General features: G+C 64.5%; 17 protein-coding genes. 6 read left to right on the top strand and 11 right to left on the bottom strand.

The features are described 5' to 3' along the window. Window positions 1–18: 18 nt before the first annotated feature. From uraD to ACYCVF_RS03780, 4 genes are all read right to left on the bottom strand, one after another. Window positions 19–906: a 2-oxo-4-hydroxy-4-carboxy-5-ureidoimidazoline decarboxylase gene (uraD, locus tag ACYCVF_RS03795; RefSeq protein WP_459597199.1), complete on the bottom strand. Its 888-nt coding sequence runs from the start codon at window positions 904–906 to the stop codon at window positions 19–21. Window positions 907–912: 6 nt separating this feature from the next. After that, window positions 913–1,848, bottom strand: a complete 936-nt coding sequence (puuE, locus tag ACYCVF_RS03790; protein WP_459597198.1) for an allantoinase PuuE — start codon at window positions 1,846–1,848, stop codon at window positions 913–915. Beyond that, complete coding sequence (locus tag ACYCVF_RS03785) at window positions 1,849–2,262, bottom strand: DUF3830 family protein (protein WP_014493672.1); 414 nt, start codon at window positions 2,260–2,262, stop codon at window positions 1,849–1,851. Window positions 2,263–3,580: 1,318 nt separating this feature from the next. Further along, complete coding sequence (locus tag ACYCVF_RS03780; protein ID WP_459597197.1) at window positions 3,581–3,997, bottom strand: hypothetical protein; 417 nt, start codon at window positions 3,995–3,997, stop codon at window positions 3,581–3,583. Window positions 3,998–4,289: 292 nt separating this feature from the next. Here ACYCVF_RS03780 and ACYCVF_RS03775 point away from each other — a divergent pair, with 292 nt between their 5' ends. After that, complete coding sequence (locus ACYCVF_RS03775; protein WP_459597196.1) at window positions 4,290–4,541, top strand: DUF2798 domain-containing protein; 252 nt, start codon at window positions 4,290–4,292, stop codon at window positions 4,539–4,541. A gap of 5 nt (window positions 4,542–4,546) precedes the next feature. On the opposite strand, the gene ACYCVF_RS03770 is transcribed toward ACYCVF_RS03775, so the two are convergent. Both ACYCVF_RS03770 and ACYCVF_RS03765 read right to left on the bottom strand, forming a co-directional pair. Further along, window positions 4,547–6,334: a chloride channel protein gene (locus ACYCVF_RS03770; protein ID WP_459597195.1), complete on the bottom strand. Its 1,788-nt coding sequence runs from the start codon at window positions 6,332–6,334 to the stop codon at window positions 4,547–4,549. A gap of 13 nt (window positions 6,335–6,347) precedes the next feature. Then, on the bottom strand, window positions 6,348–7,001 hold the full coding sequence (locus ACYCVF_RS03765; RefSeq protein WP_459597194.1) for an L-fuculose-phosphate aldolase: 654 nt from the start codon (window positions 6,999–7,001) through the stop codon (window positions 6,348–6,350). Window positions 7,002–7,531: 530 nt separating this feature from the next. On the opposite strand from ACYCVF_RS03765, the gene ACYCVF_RS03760 reads away from it, so the two are divergent. The 5 genes from ACYCVF_RS03760 to ACYCVF_RS03740 all read left to right on the top strand — a co-directional run bounded on the left by ACYCVF_RS03760 (window position 7,532) and on the right by ACYCVF_RS03740 (window position 11,518). Beyond that, the gene (locus ACYCVF_RS03760; protein WP_024342523.1) at window positions 7,532–7,738 is read left to right on the top strand and encodes a LapA family protein; all 207 of its coding nucleotides are present in this window, start codon (window positions 7,532–7,534) and stop codon (window positions 7,736–7,738) included. 112 nt (window positions 7,739–7,850) lie between these two features. Further along, on the top strand, window positions 7,851–8,417 hold the full coding sequence (locus ACYCVF_RS03755; RefSeq protein ID WP_459597193.1) for a YciE/YciF ferroxidase family protein: 567 nt from the start codon (window positions 7,851–7,853) through the stop codon (window positions 8,415–8,417). A 167-nt stretch (window positions 8,418–8,584) separates the two neighbouring features. Continuing rightward, window positions 8,585–8,968, top strand: coding sequence for an Hsp20/alpha crystallin family protein (locus ACYCVF_RS03750; protein ID WP_459597989.1), 384 nt, complete (start codon window positions 8,585–8,587; stop codon window positions 8,966–8,968). A gap of 8 nt (window positions 8,969–8,976) precedes the next feature. Beyond that, the gene (lon, locus tag ACYCVF_RS03745) at window positions 8,977–11,358 is read left to right on the top strand and encodes an endopeptidase La (protein ID WP_459597192.1); all 2,382 of its coding nucleotides are present in this window, start codon (window positions 8,977–8,979) and stop codon (window positions 11,356–11,358) included. Between the two features lie 4 nt (window positions 11,359–11,362). Beyond that, window positions 11,363–11,518 (top strand): hypothetical protein, encoded by a 156-nt coding sequence (locus ACYCVF_RS03740; RefSeq protein ID WP_459597191.1) that lies wholly within the window; start codon window positions 11,363–11,365, stop codon window positions 11,516–11,518. A gap of 72 nt (window positions 11,519–11,590) precedes the next feature. Here the strand turns inward: ACYCVF_RS03740 and ACYCVF_RS03735 are convergent, their stop codons facing one another. The 5 genes from ACYCVF_RS03735 to ACYCVF_RS03715 form a co-directional block, all read right to left on the bottom strand. After that, window positions 11,591–11,893 (bottom strand): HU family DNA-binding protein, encoded by a 303-nt coding sequence (locus tag ACYCVF_RS03735; RefSeq protein ID WP_025037698.1) that lies wholly within the window; start codon window positions 11,891–11,893, stop codon window positions 11,591–11,593. Between the two features lie 343 nt (window positions 11,894–12,236). Beyond that, window positions 12,237–13,469 carry an acetyl-CoA C-acetyltransferase gene (locus ACYCVF_RS03730; RefSeq protein WP_459597190.1) on the bottom strand — a complete coding sequence of 411 codons (1,233 nt, stop codon included), beginning with the start codon at window positions 13,467–13,469 and terminating at the stop codon, window positions 12,237–12,239. A gap of 242 nt (window positions 13,470–13,711) precedes the next feature. Further along, window positions 13,712–15,175, bottom strand: coding sequence for a GH1 family beta-glucosidase (locus tag ACYCVF_RS03725; protein WP_459597189.1), 1,464 nt, complete (start codon window positions 15,173–15,175; stop codon window positions 13,712–13,714). A 151-nt stretch (window positions 15,176–15,326) separates the two neighbouring features. After that, window positions 15,327–15,731, bottom strand: coding sequence for a hypothetical protein (locus ACYCVF_RS03720; protein WP_459597188.1), 405 nt, complete (start codon window positions 15,729–15,731; stop codon window positions 15,327–15,329). Between the two features lie 236 nt (window positions 15,732–15,967). Then, the gene (locus ACYCVF_RS03715) at window positions 15,968–16,150 is read right to left on the bottom strand and encodes a hypothetical protein (RefSeq protein WP_459597187.1); all 183 of its coding nucleotides are present in this window, start codon (window positions 16,148–16,150) and stop codon (window positions 15,968–15,970) included. Window positions 16,151–16,242: the final 92 nt, after the last annotated feature.

The raw sequence follows: 16,242 nt of genomic DNA, 5'->3' as shown, positions 1-16,242 counted from the left end.
CCGCCCAACCTACATGCTTTAGCTGCCGCGATAAGTCGAATAGCTCCAGGGCGTGACCAGCAGCGGCACGTGGTAGTGGCTTTCCGGTTCGCTGATCGCAAATTGCAGCGGGATCTGATCAAGGAACGGCGGGTCAGACAACGGTACGTTGCGTTCGGCGTAGTATTTCGAAACGCGGAATCTGAGCTCGTAGCGGCCGATCGGCAGCGGGCGACCGCCTATCAGCGGCTGCTCGGTGCGGCCGTCCGCATTGGTCACCGCGCGCGCGATGACGCGGTTCTCGCCAAGGCTCGCGAGCTCCACGAGCTCCACCGGGATGCCAGGCGCGGGCTTGCCGATGTGATTGTCCAGCACGTGCGTCGAGAGCCGGCCGTGCACCTTCAGCCTGTCGTCGGCGACGACGAGCTGATCCAGCCGCAGCGCGGAGATGCGGCTGATTTCCTCGATCGCACGCCGCGTCTCGGTCTTGGCGATGTTGAGCAGTCGCGTCTCGAAGTCGCGCAGCACGGAATCCTTGGTGTGACGGCGCACGCAGACGATATAGGGGAAGCCGAACTTCTCGCGATAGGCGTTGTTGGCACGCTCGAACGCCGCATATTCGGCCTCCGACAGGCGGTCGAGCCCGGCGCCGTTCTGTTCGTCGGTCGAGTCCGCCGTGAGGCCGGCCGCGCGCTGAGTCTTGTTGGCGAGATCGGGATGCGCTCGGATCAGCGCCAGTTGAACATCAGGTTCGGCGCTCTGGATCGCCGACACCAGCGCGGCATGCAGCTGGTTGACGCCGGAAAACGGCCGCTTCTCAGCGAGTTGTTCGGCGATCCATGGCGAATATTCGACGACATTGGCGAGCGCGGCGACGAAGTCGGCCTTGCTTGCGGCGTTGAGATCGGCGAGCGAGATCTGCGACATCGTCTTTCACCCGATCTCGAAAGCGTCGGCCGCAAGATGGGCATGCTTGTCGTGCCAGTGCTGAGCGATCTGCAACCGCGTCGGCACCCAGACGCGCTCATGCTTGCCGACGTAATCCAGGAAGCGCATCAGGCCCGCAGCGCGGCCGGGACGGCCGGCGAGGCGACAGTGCAGGCCGACCGACATCATCTTCGGCGCGGTCTCGCCCTCGGCGTAGAGCACGTCGAAGGCGTCCTTCAGATAGGTGAAGAACTGCTCGCCTTCAGCAAACCCCTGCGGGTTGATGAAGCGCATGTCGTTGGCATCCAGCGTATAGGGGATGATGAGCTGCTTGCCGTTCGCGCCCTTCACCCAATAGGGCAGATCGTCGGCATAGGAGTCGCAGAGATAGAGGAAGCCGCCCTCCTCCATCAGCAGACGGTTGGTGTTGATCGAGGAACGCCCGGTGTACCAGCCGAGCGGCCGCGATCCGGTCGCCTCGATGTGGACGCGGATGGCTTCCGCGATCTCGGCGCGTTCCCGCGCCTCGGTCATGTCCTTGTGCTCGATCCACTTCAGGCTGTGGCTGGCGATGTCCCACCCCGCCTCCTTCATGGCAGCCACGATGTCCGGATTGCGCTTCAGCGCGGTGGCAACGCCGAACACGGTGGTCGGCCAGTTGCGTTCGCCGAACATCCGCCACAGCCGCCAGAAGCCGGCGCGCGAACCATATTCGAACATCGATTCGATATTGGCGTGGCGCTGGCCCGGCCAGGGCTGCGAACCGAGCACATCGGACAGAAACGCCTCCGAGGCGGGGTCGCCGTGCAGGATGTTGTTCTCGCCGCCTTCCTCGAAATTGACGACGAACTGCACCGCGATCCGCGCGTTGCCAGGCCACTGCGGGTGCGGCGGATTGCGGCCGTAACCGCGGAGATCGCGAGGGTAACTTGTCTCAGTCACTCAGACTTCCTCGAAGCGGATCGGCAGCGCGCCCTTCCACAGCACGCTCTTGCCCAGCGTCGCCAGATTCTCCAGACCCGAGGTCAGCGTGATGAAATGGTTGCCGGCGAGCTGGCCCATCTTGCTCGCGAAATGCACGCCGCCATAGGCGAGCAGGATCTCGGTCTCGCTGATGCCGCCCGGGTAAAGGATGATCTGGCCGGGCGCAGGGTAGCTGGTGTGGTTCTCGTAGCCGACGCCGAAGTCGAGGTCGCCGAGCGGCATCCACACGCCCTCACCACTCCAGCGCACATGGATGATGTGGCTTTCGAACGGCAGCGCCTTGCGGAAGGCGGCCACGGTCTTGGGTGCCAGTTGCTCCTCGAAGCGGGCATCGAAGGTGAAATCGCCGGCGCGGATAACGAGTTTGCTCATCTCATCTCTCTGGATCGGGGCCCGTGGCCCCACGGGATAACTCGGACGCAAAGAACATTCCCGACGGTTTCGCGCAAGTGGTGCGGCCCTATCACCTGCAGTCGTCGGACCCGCGACAAGCCGCTGGGGCGTGTCTCTGGCTCCAGCCCGGCGGCTGGCGGAGGCACCTCTTTCAGTTCCGCTTGCCGGCGGGTGCCGCGCCGGCAGGGTCTCGCATGTCACGGCGCCATCGTTGTCGCCAGGAAACTCAATTGGCTCCATTGAAGCGGATTGCGGCAGGCAAGTCCATCGGCGCCGCGCGCACGAATGCCGAATATTCTGCCGCGCTCGGGCAACTTCTGGTGGCTCGTCATTGCGAGCCCTGCGTCCCCCGAATCTTTCGCGAAGGCGGAAGCAATCCGGAAATCCTTCGGCGGGGACAGTCTGGATTGCTTTCGTCGCAAGGGCTCCTCAAATGATGGAGCGAGAGGCGGAGGCATCGCTCTCCAACCTCAATCTCAAACGCAGACATGAATTCGCGTTCTCGCGGCTCATCTCGCCCGAGCTCTGCTTCGTCTCTCCACCCTCTCCGGACGAGAGGGCGCAGGGAAGGCCGGGTGCCGGCGGCACCCACGGTCCGCTGTGCGAAGGCACGCGCAGAAAAACTGCACAGCGGCATACAGGTGAAGCCCAACACACGGCCTTCCCTGCGCGATGGTCGGACGGCTTATGCCGCGCTCTCCCGGGAGCCGAATTCCTTCTGGCCTCCCTCACCCGGCGAAAGTCACCGGCACCGCGCCGGTCGACGCGAATGCCGCATCCGCCAGGGCTTGACCGTAGCAACGACGGCCAGGACCACACGGTTTTGCCGTACGCGCGGCTCGTTGGCGCCAACAGGGTTCGACGGCGTTGTGCACCTTTCCGCCGAAATACTGGCACGACGAACCTGACAGCGCCGCTCGTCCGCACGCAGTTTCGGGCTCACGGAGAGCAATCCGCCCGGCCCTTCACCTCTCGCGCACGACGCTGCCGCGTCCACCGCAAGCCCGGCTCGCGAACATGACGACCACACGATCGCCCCTCAAGGATGAGCCGGGATGGGCGATACATACGGCAAAACCGAATTTCGGTAAAGTGGAATATTTTCACGCGATAGGATTGACAGAGGGCGACACAGTCCGGTCCCGCAGCCCGGATGAGCGAAGCGACATCCGGGATCTCTGCGCGCGACTTCCCGGGTATCGCTGCGCTCACCCGGGCTACAAGGGTACCGACGCATCAAAGAGGGTGGCACGAAGCGCCACCCTCTTCCGGCAACTCTATCCGTCAGCTGGATCGCTCAATATGGCGCGTAACGATAGCCCGGATCGTAATAATAGGGACTGCCGCCGTGGTAACCCGGACCGCCGTAGTAGCCCTGGCCGCCATAGTAAGGACGCGCGCCATAATAATAGCGGTTCTCATAGTACTCGCGGCGGCGGCTCTCGGCGATCGCGCCTCCGATCAGACCTGCCGCCATGCCCATGAAGGCGAGACCTGCGGCGTTCGACCCGCGTCGATGATAGTAGCGACGCCGCGCTGCACTGAAATCAGTGACCTCGGACGCGGCCTGGCCCGCGACGGCCGCCTTGGCCGGGGGTGTCCCGGCCGAGGCCGCCGCGGACGGAGCTGCGGAGGCCAAAATCAGGGCGAGGCTTGCGAACGCGGCCCAGACCGTGTTGCGGCCGGCTGCGGAATTCGTGGGTCCAATATTCATTTTCGACCTTCCTCTCTTCTCGCCCAAAGAGACATAAGCAAACGATGTCCAATGTGCAAACCACTGAAATGGTTTCGTGATCGCGGCGATCTGCCACGCTTTGAACGATTGTAAACCGCACGATCGGCTGCAGCTTGAACCATCCAACCTGAGCGGTTAATGAACAGCCGCGCCGTTTTCGGTCGCCGTAAGCGTTTCACGTGAACCAACGCATCAACCGACGCCGTCGGGATCGATGCCATTTTCCAGGGTTCAACGTGATCGACGCGTCCTTTTCCTCGAAAGAGATCAGATGATTGCGGTTCGCAAACTGCCGGCGCGCTATGCGCCGATCGTGATGCCATTCGTGCTGTCCATCCTCATGACGGCCGTGGTGTCGGTCATTTCGACGCTGCGGAGCCTCGGCGCAACACCGGCGTTCCTGGCGACCTGGCCCGGCGCCTGGGCGCTGTCCTGGCTCGTCGCCTTTCCGACGCTGCTCGTGGTGCTGCCGCTGGTCCGCCGGATCGTGGCCTGCCTCGTTGCAGCCCCACCCGGCCGATAGCCGGCCTAAGACAACGCCCCAAGCACGCCGCGCGTCGCCTTGTCGATCTCCTCGACATAGCGGCGGCGCGCGAAGGTCTCGGTGAGGAAGCCGACCACCTTGCGGCTGTCGGTGGAATCGACCACCGCCAGCATCTCGGCCTCCGCCTCGTCGAACACCGCCATCGCCGACTTCACGTTCATTTCCGGGATCAGCACGATTTCGGTCAGGCGGGCAAGCTCGACCACCTGGATGTCGTCGGCAATGGTGTCGAGATCGTTGGAGAACAGGTCGGGCAGCATGACGAGACCGACATACTCGTCGGCATTGTTGACGATGACGATACCCGGCCGCGAGCCCAGCGGGAATTCGCGCCGCGTCGCCGCGATCGTCGTGGTCGATGGCACCTTGCCGACATCGGAACGCATCAGCCGTTCGACCGTGAGGTTGCGCAGCCAGCCGACGTCGTTGGCGCTGCGGATGGTCTCTCCGCGCAGATGCAGGCGCCAGGTCGAGAAGGAATGGCCGAACATGAACCGGACGCAGATCGAGGTGACGATGCAGCCGGCCAGAACGACGGCGGTGACGTCGACATTGCGGGTCATCTCGAGCACGAGGAACGACATCGTGAGGGGACCGCCGACGATGGCGACGCCGAGCGTCGCCATGCCCGTCAGCATCGCCACCAGCGGATCGATCGCGAAGTTCGGGCTGATCAGGAGCAGCACTGCGGCAAAGAACTTTCCGATCAGGCTGCCGACGAACAGCGAGGCGAAGAACAGGCCGCCGCGGAAACCCGAGGCCAGCGAGATCAGGCAGGCGGTTACCTTCAACGCGATGATCAGCGCGATCAGGCCGATCGTCATGTCGTGAAAGAGATCGAGCACCATGGCGCCATGGCCGGCCGCCAGCACCTGCGGCGTGACAATCGCAAAACCGCCGACGATCAGGCCGCCGAACACCGGGCGCAGCCAGACCGGCAACCAGGCGAACAAGCGCTCGAACATCGGCGAGGATCGCATCACGGCGATGCCGACGCCGCTGGTGATGAGAGCGAGCCCGATGAGTGCCAGATATTGCTCGACGCCGACGGCGCTGACCTTGGGTATCTCGAGCGAATACGGCGCGCCGCCGAGCCATTGCGCGGTCAGGGCGCCTGCGAGCGAGGCCGCCAGGATCGGAGCAGCACTGCCGACTGCATAGACCCCGACGATCAACTCGCAGGCGTAGAAGGCGCCCGTGATCGGCGCGCCGAACGCCGCCGCGATCGCGGCGGCAGCGCCGCAACCGACCATCAGGCGCAGATCGTTGCGGCGGAGATTGAAGAACTTGCCGATCAGCGAGGCGAGGCCCGAACCGATCTGCGTGTAGCCCGCCTCGAGGCCGACGGAGGCGCCGCAGCCATTCGAGATCAGAGTCTGACCCGCGACCACCACGCTATCACGCATCGACAGATTGCCGCCGCGCAGCGCGTTCGCCTCGATCGGGTCGACCGCGTTCGAGATCTTCATGCGCCGCCGCGACCATTCCATGATTCCGAGCGACAGCCCACCGAGTGCAGGCGCGATCAGTGCCGCCCACGGACTGACGCTGGCGTGAGCCGACAGGTGAACATCAATGGGAATTCCGTAGATCACCACATGCGCGATCTGGGCGATCTCGGCCATCAGCGTCACGACCGAGCCCACGAGCGTGCCGATCACCAGCGCGAGCGGGATCAGGTAGAACTCGTTGCTGCGCAGCAGGGCACGCAGCCGAACCATGGTGCGGTTCGTCCCCTTGCGATCGAGGAGATGCCTGATCCGCACGAACACCCTCTGCCCGCCCCTACCCTTCCGACAGGCCGTAGCCGGCCATGCGCTGGCGGACCCGTTCGATCTCGTCGCTCGGAAGCAACGGCGGCCGTCCGATCTGGAGGCAGCCGTGATATTGCCGCGCCAACGTCTCGACCTCGACGGCCAGCCACATCGCCTTGTCCAGCGTCTTGCCGACCGCAATCATGCCGTGGTGGTCAAGCAGGCAGGCGAGACGGCCCTCCAGCGCCCGCACCGCATGCTCCGACAGCTCCGCCGTTCCGAACGTCGCATAGGGCGCGCAGCGGATGCTGTCCCCGCCGGCAGCCGCGATCATGTAGTGCACCGGCGGAATCTCCATGCCCATGATCGCCAGGATGGTGCAGTAGGTCGGATGGGCGTGCACGACGGCGTCGACGTCGGGCCGCGACCTCAGGATGTCGCGATGGAAGCGCCACTCGCTGGACGGCTTCTGGTCGGGGGCATGCGCACCGTCCATCGCCATGAAGACGATCTGGTCGGGTGTCATGGCGTCATAGGGCACGCTGGTCGGGGTGACCAGGAGTCCGTCCACATGCCGGACGCTGATGTTGCCCGAGGTGCCCTGGTTGATGCCAAGCGCGTTCATGCGCCGACAGGCGTCGATGATCGCTCGTCTCTTGGCGAGTTCGTCCGCTGTCATCGACATTTCGATTTCCTGACGAGGGGCTTGTTAGCCCGGAGTACGTCAAAGCAATATGGCGGTGCAAGTAAAAGAGTTCCGGATCCGGTCTGGTCCTGGCGTCACTCCTGCCAAACATCAGCAAATCAACAGATTGTCGCAGCCCTATGGCAGGCTGGCCCGGACGGTCGCAATCCCGCCGATCACGAACTGCACGGAATGGACGGCGAGCAGCATGCCGGAGACAGCGCGCGATCACCACCGGGATCGAGGCGGCGATCAGCGGCGCGCGCAGCGCGATCTTTCGCTCGGCCCCGTCGGGCGTGTCGCGCCTGGGCATCGAAGACGATATCCGGCATCTCAAGTCGATCCCCAAGCGCGGCGCTTCGGCACATCTTCAGCTCGAAAGTTTCCGCGGCTCGTGAGCCGAAGGGCGCGCCGGTCCGGCACCGCTGGCGGATCCGGTCTGAGGCAGCAAGGAGGCGGCCGGATGGAACGAGGTTTGGACAGCCGACTTAGCTCAGCATGACCGCAATGGAGATCGGTGGAGACCAATCATGAGCGACAGCGGAGTTAGCATGCTCCTGGGCCACGCCTCGGCTCAGATGCTTTGGCTCTGGTTCATCGGCGCGTTCGTGCTCGGCGGGGTCCTCGTTTACGGCGTGATGAAGGCCGGCCACCTGCGCCGCAGCGAGCGGGCACGCCTCGATCGCGCGACCGAAGAGCGACAGCGCCAGGAAGACCCGTACAAGCGCCCGACCTGAGCGACACCCGCGAACGCCGGTTGCAGTTTGGAACTTTCGTTCTCCGAGGGTTTTGATCGCCCGAGGATTGAGGAAGGCGACGCCTTCCCGTGTCACCTCAAGAGGAGGACGTATGGCTAAACGAGCAAAGAAGCGCGCGACCAAGAAGACAGCGGCGCGGCGACCGCGTCGGGCCCCGAAGATGCTCAGCGACCTGTTTCTGGAGACGCTGAAGGACATCTATTTCGCCGAGAACAAGATCATCAAGACCTTACCCAAGATGGCGAAGGCAGCACAGTCGAAAGAGCTTGTCGCCGCCTTCAACAAGCACCTGCGCGAGACCCAGGGCCAGGTCAAGCGGCTGGACCAGATCTTCAAGATGCTGGGCAAGCCCGCGCGCGGCAAACCCTGCGAGGCCATCAACGGCATCACCGACGAGGGCGCCGAGATCATGAAGGACTTCAAGGGCGCGCCGGCGCTCGATGCGGGACTGCTCGCGGCCGCCCAGGCTGTCGAGCATTACGAAATCTCCCGCTACGGCACGCTCCGCACCTGGGCCGAGGAGCTCGGCATGCAGGACGCAGCAAGGCTGCTCCAGGAGACGCTGGACGAGGAAGAGGCGACCGATCACGCGCTGACGGAGCTCGCCACCTCCGTGATCAACCTCGAAGCGGAAGAAGAGTACCGCGCCGCGGCCTGACCCGCGCCAGCCAATGACAGAACGCCGCGGCTCGTGCCGCGGCGTTTTTCTTGTTCGGCATCTTCTTGCTTGGTGGCACGACGGCGCATGGCACACCGGCGCCACCGCACTGGACTTCCCGGGAACCAGCCCCATATGCAGGCTTTCCCATCCCCCGAGCCCGCATCATGCAACCCAAAAATCCCCTCGACTGGATGCTGTCCGAAGCCTTGGACTCGCTGACCCGCGCCGATCGGCTGCGCCAGCAGTTCGGCCGCCAGGAAGCCTGCTGGGAGCCGCCGATCGACGTGCTCGAAACCGAGCGGGAGCTTCTGATCCTGGTGGCGCTTCCCGGCGTCAATCCGGACAATGTCGAGACGGTCATCCAAGACGGCGTCCTCATCATCTCCGGTCAGCGCACCCTCCCGCCGGAGCTTCGAAACGCCCGCATCCATCGGCTCGAGCTGCCGCAGGGCCGCTTCGAGCGGCGCATCGCGCTCCCAATTGGCCGCTACGCGATCAGCCGCTTCGTGATGGACGGCTGCGTCGCACTGCGCCTTGCCAAATCCTGAGGTCGATCATGGCCACCGAACAGATGAACAACGAACAGACCAATAACGACGTGAAGATCCCAGAGGACGCGCTGATCATCATCCCCGTGCGCGAGATGGTGCTGTTTCCCGGCGCCATCGCGCCGATCACGATCGGCCGGGCGAAGTCCATCGCCGCCGCTCAGCAGGCGCTGCGCGAACAGCGGCCGATCGGCATCGTCCTGCAACGCAGCCCCGAGACCGAGGAGCCCGGGCCGGACGATCTCTACAGGGTCGCGACCATCGCCAACATCGTGCGCTACATCACCGCGCCCGACGGCACCCACCACATCGTCTGCCAGGGCGTGCAGCGCGCGCGCATCCTCGACTTCCTGCCGGGGACGCCGTTCCCGGCTGCGCGCATCCAGCAGATCCCCGAGCCGACCACGACCTCGCCGGAGATCGAGGCGCGGGCATTGAACCTGCAGCGCCAGGCGATCGAGGCGATCGAGCTGCTGCCGCAGGCACCGCCCGAGCTGGCGGCGATGTTCCAGGGCACCAGCGCGCCCGGCGCGCTGGCGGATCTGGCGACCTCGTTCATGGACATCAAGCCGCAGGACAAGCAGGAGGTGCTGGAAACCATCGACCTCGCTCTCCGCGTGGAGAAGGTGTCGAAGCACCTGGCCGAGCGGCTCGAGGTGCTGCGCATCAGCAAGGAGATCGGCCAGCAGACCAAGGCCTCTTTCGACGAGCGGCAGCGCGAGGCGATCCTGCGCGAGCAGATGGCGACCATCCAGCGCCAGCTCGGCGAAGGCGACGGCAAGGCGGCCGAGGTCACCGAGCTGACGGCGGCGATCGCCAAGGCCAACATGCCCCCGGAGGCGGAGGCGCATGCCAAGAAGGAGCTGCGCCGCTACGAGCGCATGCCGGAAGCCGCCGGCGAAGCCGGCATGGTCCGCACCTATCTCGACTGGCTGATCGAGCTGCCCTGGGCGCTGCCCGAGGAGAAGCCGATCGACATCAAGGAGGCGCGCAGCATCCTGGATGCCGACCATTTCGGCCTGGAGAAGATCAAGAGCCGGATCATCGAATATCTGGCGGTGCGCAAGCTCGCCCCGCAGGGCAAGGCTCCGATCCTGTGCTTCGTCGGCCCGCCCGGCGTGGGCAAGACCTCGCTCGGCCAATCCATCGCCCGGGCGATGAATCGTCCCTTCGTGCGCGTCAGCCTGGGCGGCGTGCATGACGAGGCCGAGATCCGTGGACACCGGCGCACCTATATCGGCGCGCTGCCCGGCAACATCATCCAGGGCATCAAGAAGGCCGGCGCGAGAAACTGCGTCATGATGCTGGACGAGATCGACAAGATGGGCCGTGGCGTGCAGGGCGATCCCTCTGCCGCCATGCTGGAGGTGCTCGACCCCGAGCAGAACGGGACGTTCCGGGACAATTACCTGGGCGTTCCCTTCGACCTGTCGCGCGTGGTGTTCATCGCGACCGCCAACATGCTGGACCAGATCCCGGGCCCCCTGCTGGACCGCATGGAGCTGATCAGCCTCGCCGGCTACACCGAGGACGAGAAGCTGGAGATCGCGCGGCGCTATCTGGTGCGGCGGCAGCTCGAGGCCAATGGCCTCTCGGCCGAGCAGGCCGAGATCGAGCCGGAGGCGCTGAAGCTGATCGTCAAGGGATACACCCGCGAGGCCGGCGTGCGGAATCTCGAGCGCGAGATCGGCAAGGTGTTCCGGCATGCCGCGGTGCAGGTCGCCGAAGGCACGGCCGCGAAAGTCGTCGTCACGCCGAAGGACATCGCCGTTGTGCTCGGCCAGCCACGCTTCGAAGGCGAGATCGCACAGCGCACCAGCATTCCGGGCGTGGCCACCGGCCTTGCCTGGACGCCGGTCGGAGGCGACATCCTGTTCATCGAGGCCTCGCGCGTGCCCGGCAAGGGCGGGATGATCCTGACGGGCCAGCTCGGCGACGTCATGCGCGAGAGCGTGCAGGCTGCGATGACGCTGGTGAAGAGCCGGGCCTCCCAGCTCGGCATCGATCCCCAGCTGTTCGAGAAGAGCGACATTCACGTTCACGTCCCGGCGGGCGCAACCCCGAAGGACGGACCGAGCGCGGGCGTCGCGATGTTCACGGCGCTGACGTCCCTGCTCACCAATCGCACGGTGCGCAGCGACACGGCGATGACCGGCGAGATATCGCTGCGCGGCCTGGTGCTGCCGGTCGGCGGCATCAAGGAGAAGGTGGTGGCTGCGGCCGCTGCCGGATTGAAACGGGTGATGCTGCCGGCGCGCAACAAGCGGGACTACGACGACATCCCGAAGAGCGCGCGCGACAACCTCGAATTCATCTGGCTGGAGCGCGTTGACGAGGCTATCGCCGCGGCGCTCGAACCGGTGGAAGCCAAGGTCGAAGCGGCGGAGTGATGCGATGAAGAAACTGCTGGAAAGGGCGAAGGGATCGCGGAAGACGCAGAAGCTGCGGCAATTGCTCGATCGCGCGATCGACCGGGTTCGCGACACGCTTGCGGCGCCTGAGCCGCGGCTTCAGCCGATTCCGGTCCGGGTGAAGCGCCGCAAGGGTTGAGCCCTCCGTCTCAGGCCCTCGCGGCTGCCCCAAACAAAAGGCCCCCTCTCACCCGAGGGGGCCTTTGCGTCATTAGCCCACGGCGTCCTTGGCCGCCTTGACCGGGCGGGCGCGCACGATCTTGCGGGCCGGCTTGGCCTTGAACATCATCTCTTCGCCCGTGAACGGGTTGGTGCCCTTGCGCGCCTTGGTCGCGGGCTTCTTGATGACCACGAACTTGGCGAAGCCCGGCACCAGGAACAGGCCGTTCTTCTTGAGCTCCTTGTGACCGACGTCGGTCAGCGTCTCCATGACGTTCTTGACGTCGCGCTTGGAAAGCTCTGTGGCGGTCGCAATCTTTTCGATCAACTGCGATTTGGACATTTGGGTTGCCATCGTGTCTCCTCTGATTCGTGACGGCTGCATATTAGACCAACCGGCGAAGGCCTATAGCCTTCTGCACAGTTTTGTCGCGATTTTACGGGCTTTTTTGGCCCTCTGTGGCAAAAAACCCTGCATTTTAGCCACTTCCAGTGCGGAAGGAGCCTTGAGCAGCGGATTTTGCCTTGTTTCAAAGGCCCGCACGACATCTTGCTAGAACTGATTCGCCGCTTTCGACAAGCGAAGACCGGCCTCTTTGTGAAAGGCCGGTCGTGTTTCACCCTGAAAAATAAGGGTCGGATCACACGTCGCCTGTCTTACGCCCCGCAAAAACAGGGAGAAAGTAAGGGGCGATCGGCTAGACGCGCTCGATGATGATGGCGGGCGCCATCCCGCCGGCGGCGCACATGGTGACGAGACCACGCTTGAGGTCGCGCCGTTCGAGCTCGTCGAGCACCGTTCCGATCAGGATCGAGCCGGTGGCCCCGATGGGATGGCCGAGCGCGATCGAGCCGCCATTGACGTTGACCTTGGCGCGGTCGAGCTCGAGGTCGCGGATATATTTTTCCGCCACCACAGCAAATGCCTCGTTGATTTCGAACAGGTCGATGTCGTCGATGGTGAGGCCCGCCTTCGCCAGTACCTTGCGCGTCGCCGGCACCGGCGCGTTCAGCATCAAGGTCGGCGAGTCCCCCATGTTGGCCATCGCGACCACGCGGGCGCGCGGCTTGAGGCCATGCGCCTTGGCGTAAGCGGGCGAGGCGAGAAGGATCGCGGCGGCGCCGTCGACGACGCCGGAGGAGTTGCCGGCGTGATGCACGAAGTCGATGTTCAAATCGGGGTATTCTTGCAGGATCAGGCCGCGATAGGTCGTGCCCTTGTCGTCGAGCGCGTAGTCGGCGATGGCGGGGAACGCCGGCTTCAGACTGCTCAGCCCCTCCATCGTGGTCTGCGGCCGCGGATATTCCTCTTGATCGAGTGCGAGGCTGCCGTCCTCGCGGTGGACGGGCACGAGGCTCTTCTTGAAGTGGCCGCTCGCAATCGCATGCGCAGCGCGCTTCTGGCTCTCCAGCCCGAGCGCGTCGACGTCCCTTCGGGTGATGCCTTCCAGTGTCGCGATGGCGTCGGCGCAGACGCCCTGATGCGACTGCGGATGAAGCGCGCGCAGATGCAGATTGCCGTTGTCCATCATCATCGGGCCACTGCCGCGGCGCCCCTCCATCGACATCATCTCGCAGCCGCCGGCAATGACGAGGTCCTCGGCGCCGGCCATGATCGAGCTTGCCGCCATGTTGACGCTGGTGATGCCGGAGCCGCAGAAGCGGTCGAGCGTCACCGCGCTTGCGCGCACGTCGTAGCCGGCATCGAGCGCCGACATCCGGCCGAGATCGCCGCTTTGCGTTGCGACCTGCGCGCTGCAGCCCCAGACGATATCGTCGACGTCTGCCGTATCGATGCCGGTGCGGTCGGCAAGCGCGCGCAGCACGGTTGCGCCCAGTTGCTGCGGATGAATGCCCGAGAGCGCTCCCTTGCCGGCCTTGCCGATGCCTCGCGGGGTCCGGCAGGCATCGATGATCAGCGCGTCAGCCATTGGCGTTGTCCTCTCGTTTATGGGTGTTGAGGAGGGTTTTAATAAGGGGAAGAGGAGAGTCAATGCGAGACGTTTACCGCTTCGCACCCCGATTTTTCGCTGCGCGGTTTGCGCTGAAAGTCTCCGCAACGTCATGGCCGGGCCTGTCCCGGCCATCCACGCCCTGCCGCGCCGCGCGAAGAACGTGGATGCCCGGGACAAGCCCGGGCATGACGGCCTCTGGTGCGCGCCGAAGGAAACCGCTACGCCCCTGCCGCGTTCTTCGCGATCACGTTGCGATAGAAGCTGGCGCTGAGCTTGGGCGTGCGGACCTGGGTGTCGAAATTGACGTGGTAGAGCCCAAAACGCTTGTTGAGGCCATACACCCACTCGAAATTGTCCATCAGGCTCCAGAGGAAATAGCCGCGCACCGGCACGCCCTCGCTGGTGGCGCGCTGGAGCTGGGCGAGGTAGTTGCGCAGATACATGATGCGGTCGGTGTCATATATCTTGCCGTCCGGCGTCACCGCATCGTCGCCGGAGGCGCCGTTCTCGCTGATGTAGATCGCATCCGTCTTCCAGATCTTGGCCGCGAGCTTCGGCACCCAGTAGATCGTCTCGGGCCCGACGCGCAGCCAGTCCGAATTCATGTGCGGGAACGATTTCGGGATCGGCAGCGGCATGAAGCCCGCGCCCTGGTCGGAGGCCACCACATAGTGCTGCGGCGCGTAGATGTTGAGGCCGAGGAAATCGACCGGCGAGGAGATGATCTTCAGCTCGGCGTCGGTGTATTTCGGCGCGTCGGCACCGGCGTACTTCAGGAAGGCGTCGGTATACTTGCCCGTCATGATGACGTTGAGATAGCCGGCATTCATCTCGCGTAGCGCGATCTCCGCGGCGCGAACGTTTTCCGGGGTGTCGATCGCAGGCAGGCAGGCATCGATGTTCTCGGCCGGCCCCACCCGGGTGCCGCGGCGGCCATGGGCCCGCACCGCCTGCACCGCGAGCCCGTGCGCCAGTGCGCTGTTGTGCCTGATCTGGTTGACATCCGCTTGCGGCAGCGTCAGGCCCGGCGCATCGATGCCGATGCCGTAACCGAAATAGACGAAGCGGCCGCTCTCGTTCAACGTGAACACGTTCTTGACCCGATCGGTCAGACGCTCGGCGACATACGCCGCGTAGTCGCCAAATATCTTGCAGGTTTCCTTCGAAGCCCAGCCGCCAAAACGATCCTGGAGCGATTGGGGCAGGTCCCAATGATAGAGCGTCAGCCACGGCTCGATGCCGTTCCTAAGGAGCTCGTCGACGAGACGATTGTAGAAGTCGAGCCCCTTCGGGTTGGGTTTGCCGTCGCCGTCCGGAAACAGCCGCGGCCAGGCCACCGAGAAGCGATAGGCCTTGCAGCCGAGTTCCTTGATGAGCGCGATGTCCTCCTTGTAGCGGTGATAGTGCTCATTGGCGCGGTCGCCCGTGGTGCCGTCCTCGATCTTGCCGGGGATGCGCACGAACTTGTCCCAGATCGAGGGCCCTCGCCCGTCCTCGTCGACCGCGCCCTCCACCTGGTAGGACGACGTCGCCGTGCCCCAGACAAAGCCCGCTGGAAAGCCGCTTCCACCGCGCGGCGGCCGTGCGGGCCTGGCTTCCACCGCCCCGAGCGCGCCACTCATCCCGGCTGCGGACAGCCCAGCGATCTTCGCAAGCTGGCGACGCGAGACCTTGTCCGACATTGACGATGCTCCGCTCCTGCGCCGATGCGGTCGTACAATGGCGGGTCGCGGGCGGTTTGAGAAGCAAGCTTTGGGAAAAGCCGGATGCAGAGTCGCGCGGCTTTGGCGCGGCATATGGATGCGGGCCAGCCGGCGTGCCGATTTTCCGCGCTCAGCGCCGGCGTTTCGGCAATTTTGGCAACTTGCCGGGATTGAACGCCGGTACCTGCTCGGCCCGCTCGCGCGGCGGCTGCTGTTCCGTCAGGATGAGCGTGCCATGGAGGATCATTCCCGGCACCTGTTGTGCCGTTGCGGTGTAGCTCGCGATCTTGCCGGGGCAGTGTCCCTCGATGTCCAGCGTGAGCTCATCTTCAACGCCGAAGACCGTTGCCCGCCCATCGGTATGACGCTTGGTCGATACGGTCGCGGTGAAGCGGTCGCCATCAACCTTGCAAGCGCCGCGATACGTCATGAGGCTGTCACGGCCCCAGATCTGGCCGTCTGCGACATGGACGATCCCGGTACCCTGGTCGAGCGGCGTATTATACCACGCCGTGTAGGTGCCGTCCTTCAGCATGGGGGCAGTCTCCCCTGGTAGTCCCGAGAGGATCATCCGCATGAACGGGACTAAGAAACAGTTAACGGCATGGCCTGTACGATTCCGGGGGACATCAACGCCCCGACGCAGGACGTTTCAGGCAACGGCTTCTTGCTCGAAGGGACAGCGACCCTTGAACATGAACGGCTCTTCGGACTGCCGCCCGCGGGAGCAAGCAGGCGAGGCTCGGCACTTCGGTGGCCAAGCGCAGATCGTCAGGAGCGCCCCACGGTCTCCTCGGGCCGCACACGACGGCCGCGCTCCCTGAGCAGCTCGGCTTCAAGCTCCTCGATAATGCTGTGAAGCAGACTCGCCGCGAGCGGATCCGTCACTTCCCGCTCCAGATGTCTGTAACGCGCAATCTGAAATTCCTGCTCTCTCAATTGGTGCTCTGTCATCAGGCGGGCCCTCCGACGAACCGACGCGGAAACAGCCAAGCAGTTTCGTTACAATTTTCAGATCATTTTCTATGGTTTCCGATCAGTTAAGA

The organism is Bradyrhizobium cedriense (assembly GCF_054602315.1).
The sequence above is the reverse complement of the archived record's forward strand: the minus strand, read 5'-3'. Positions and strand labels throughout refer to the sequence as shown.

Bases quoted from the DNA above. Each gene is read 5' to 3' on its own strand.
- uraD (WP_459597199.1), bottom strand. From the start codon at position 906: ATGTCGCAGATCTCGCTCGCCGATCTCAACGCCGCAAGCAAGGCCGAC.
- ACYCVF_RS03785 (WP_014493672.1), bottom strand. From the start codon at position 2,262: ATGAGCAAACTCGTTATCCGCGCCGGCGATTTCACCTTCGATGCCCGC.
- ACYCVF_RS03780 (WP_459597197.1), bottom strand. From the start codon at position 3,997: ATGAATATTGGACCCACGAATTCCGCAGCCGGCCGCAACACGGTCTGG.
- ACYCVF_RS03775 (WP_459597196.1), top strand. From the start codon at position 4,290: ATGATTGCGGTTCGCAAACTGCCGGCGCGCTATGCGCCGATCGTGATG.
- ACYCVF_RS03765 (WP_459597194.1), bottom strand. From the start codon at position 7,001: ATGTCGATGACAGCGGACGAACTCGCCAAGAGACGAGCGATCATCGAC.
- ACYCVF_RS03760 (WP_024342523.1), top strand. From the start codon at position 7,532: ATGAGCGACAGCGGAGTTAGCATGCTCCTGGGCCACGCCTCGGCTCAG.
- ACYCVF_RS03755 (WP_459597193.1), top strand. From the start codon at position 7,851: ATGGCTAAACGAGCAAAGAAGCGCGCGACCAAGAAGACAGCGGCGCGG.
- ACYCVF_RS03750 (WP_459597989.1), top strand. From the start codon at position 8,585: ATGCAACCCAAAAATCCCCTCGACTGGATGCTGTCCGAAGCCTTGGAC.
- lon (WP_459597192.1), top strand. From the start codon at position 8,977: ATGGCCACCGAACAGATGAACAACGAACAGACCAATAACGACGTGAAG.
- ACYCVF_RS03740 (WP_459597191.1), top strand. From the start codon at position 11,363: ATGAAGAAACTGCTGGAAAGGGCGAAGGGATCGCGGAAGACGCAGAAG.
- ACYCVF_RS03735 (WP_025037698.1), bottom strand. From the start codon at position 11,893: ATGGCAACCCAAATGTCCAAATCGCAGTTGATCGAAAAGATTGCGACC.
- ACYCVF_RS03730 (WP_459597190.1), bottom strand. From the start codon at position 13,469: ATGGCTGACGCGCTGATCATCGATGCCTGCCGGACCCCGCGAGGCATC.
- ACYCVF_RS03725 (WP_459597189.1), bottom strand. From the start codon at position 15,175: ATGTCGGACAAGGTCTCGCGTCGCCAGCTTGCGAAGATCGCTGGGCTG.
- ACYCVF_RS03720 (WP_459597188.1), bottom strand. From the start codon at position 15,731: ATGCTGAAGGACGGCACCTACACGGCGTGGTATAATACGCCGCTCGAC.
- ACYCVF_RS03715 (WP_459597187.1), bottom strand. From the start codon at position 16,150: ATGACAGAGCACCAATTGAGAGAGCAGGAATTTCAGATTGCGCGTTAC.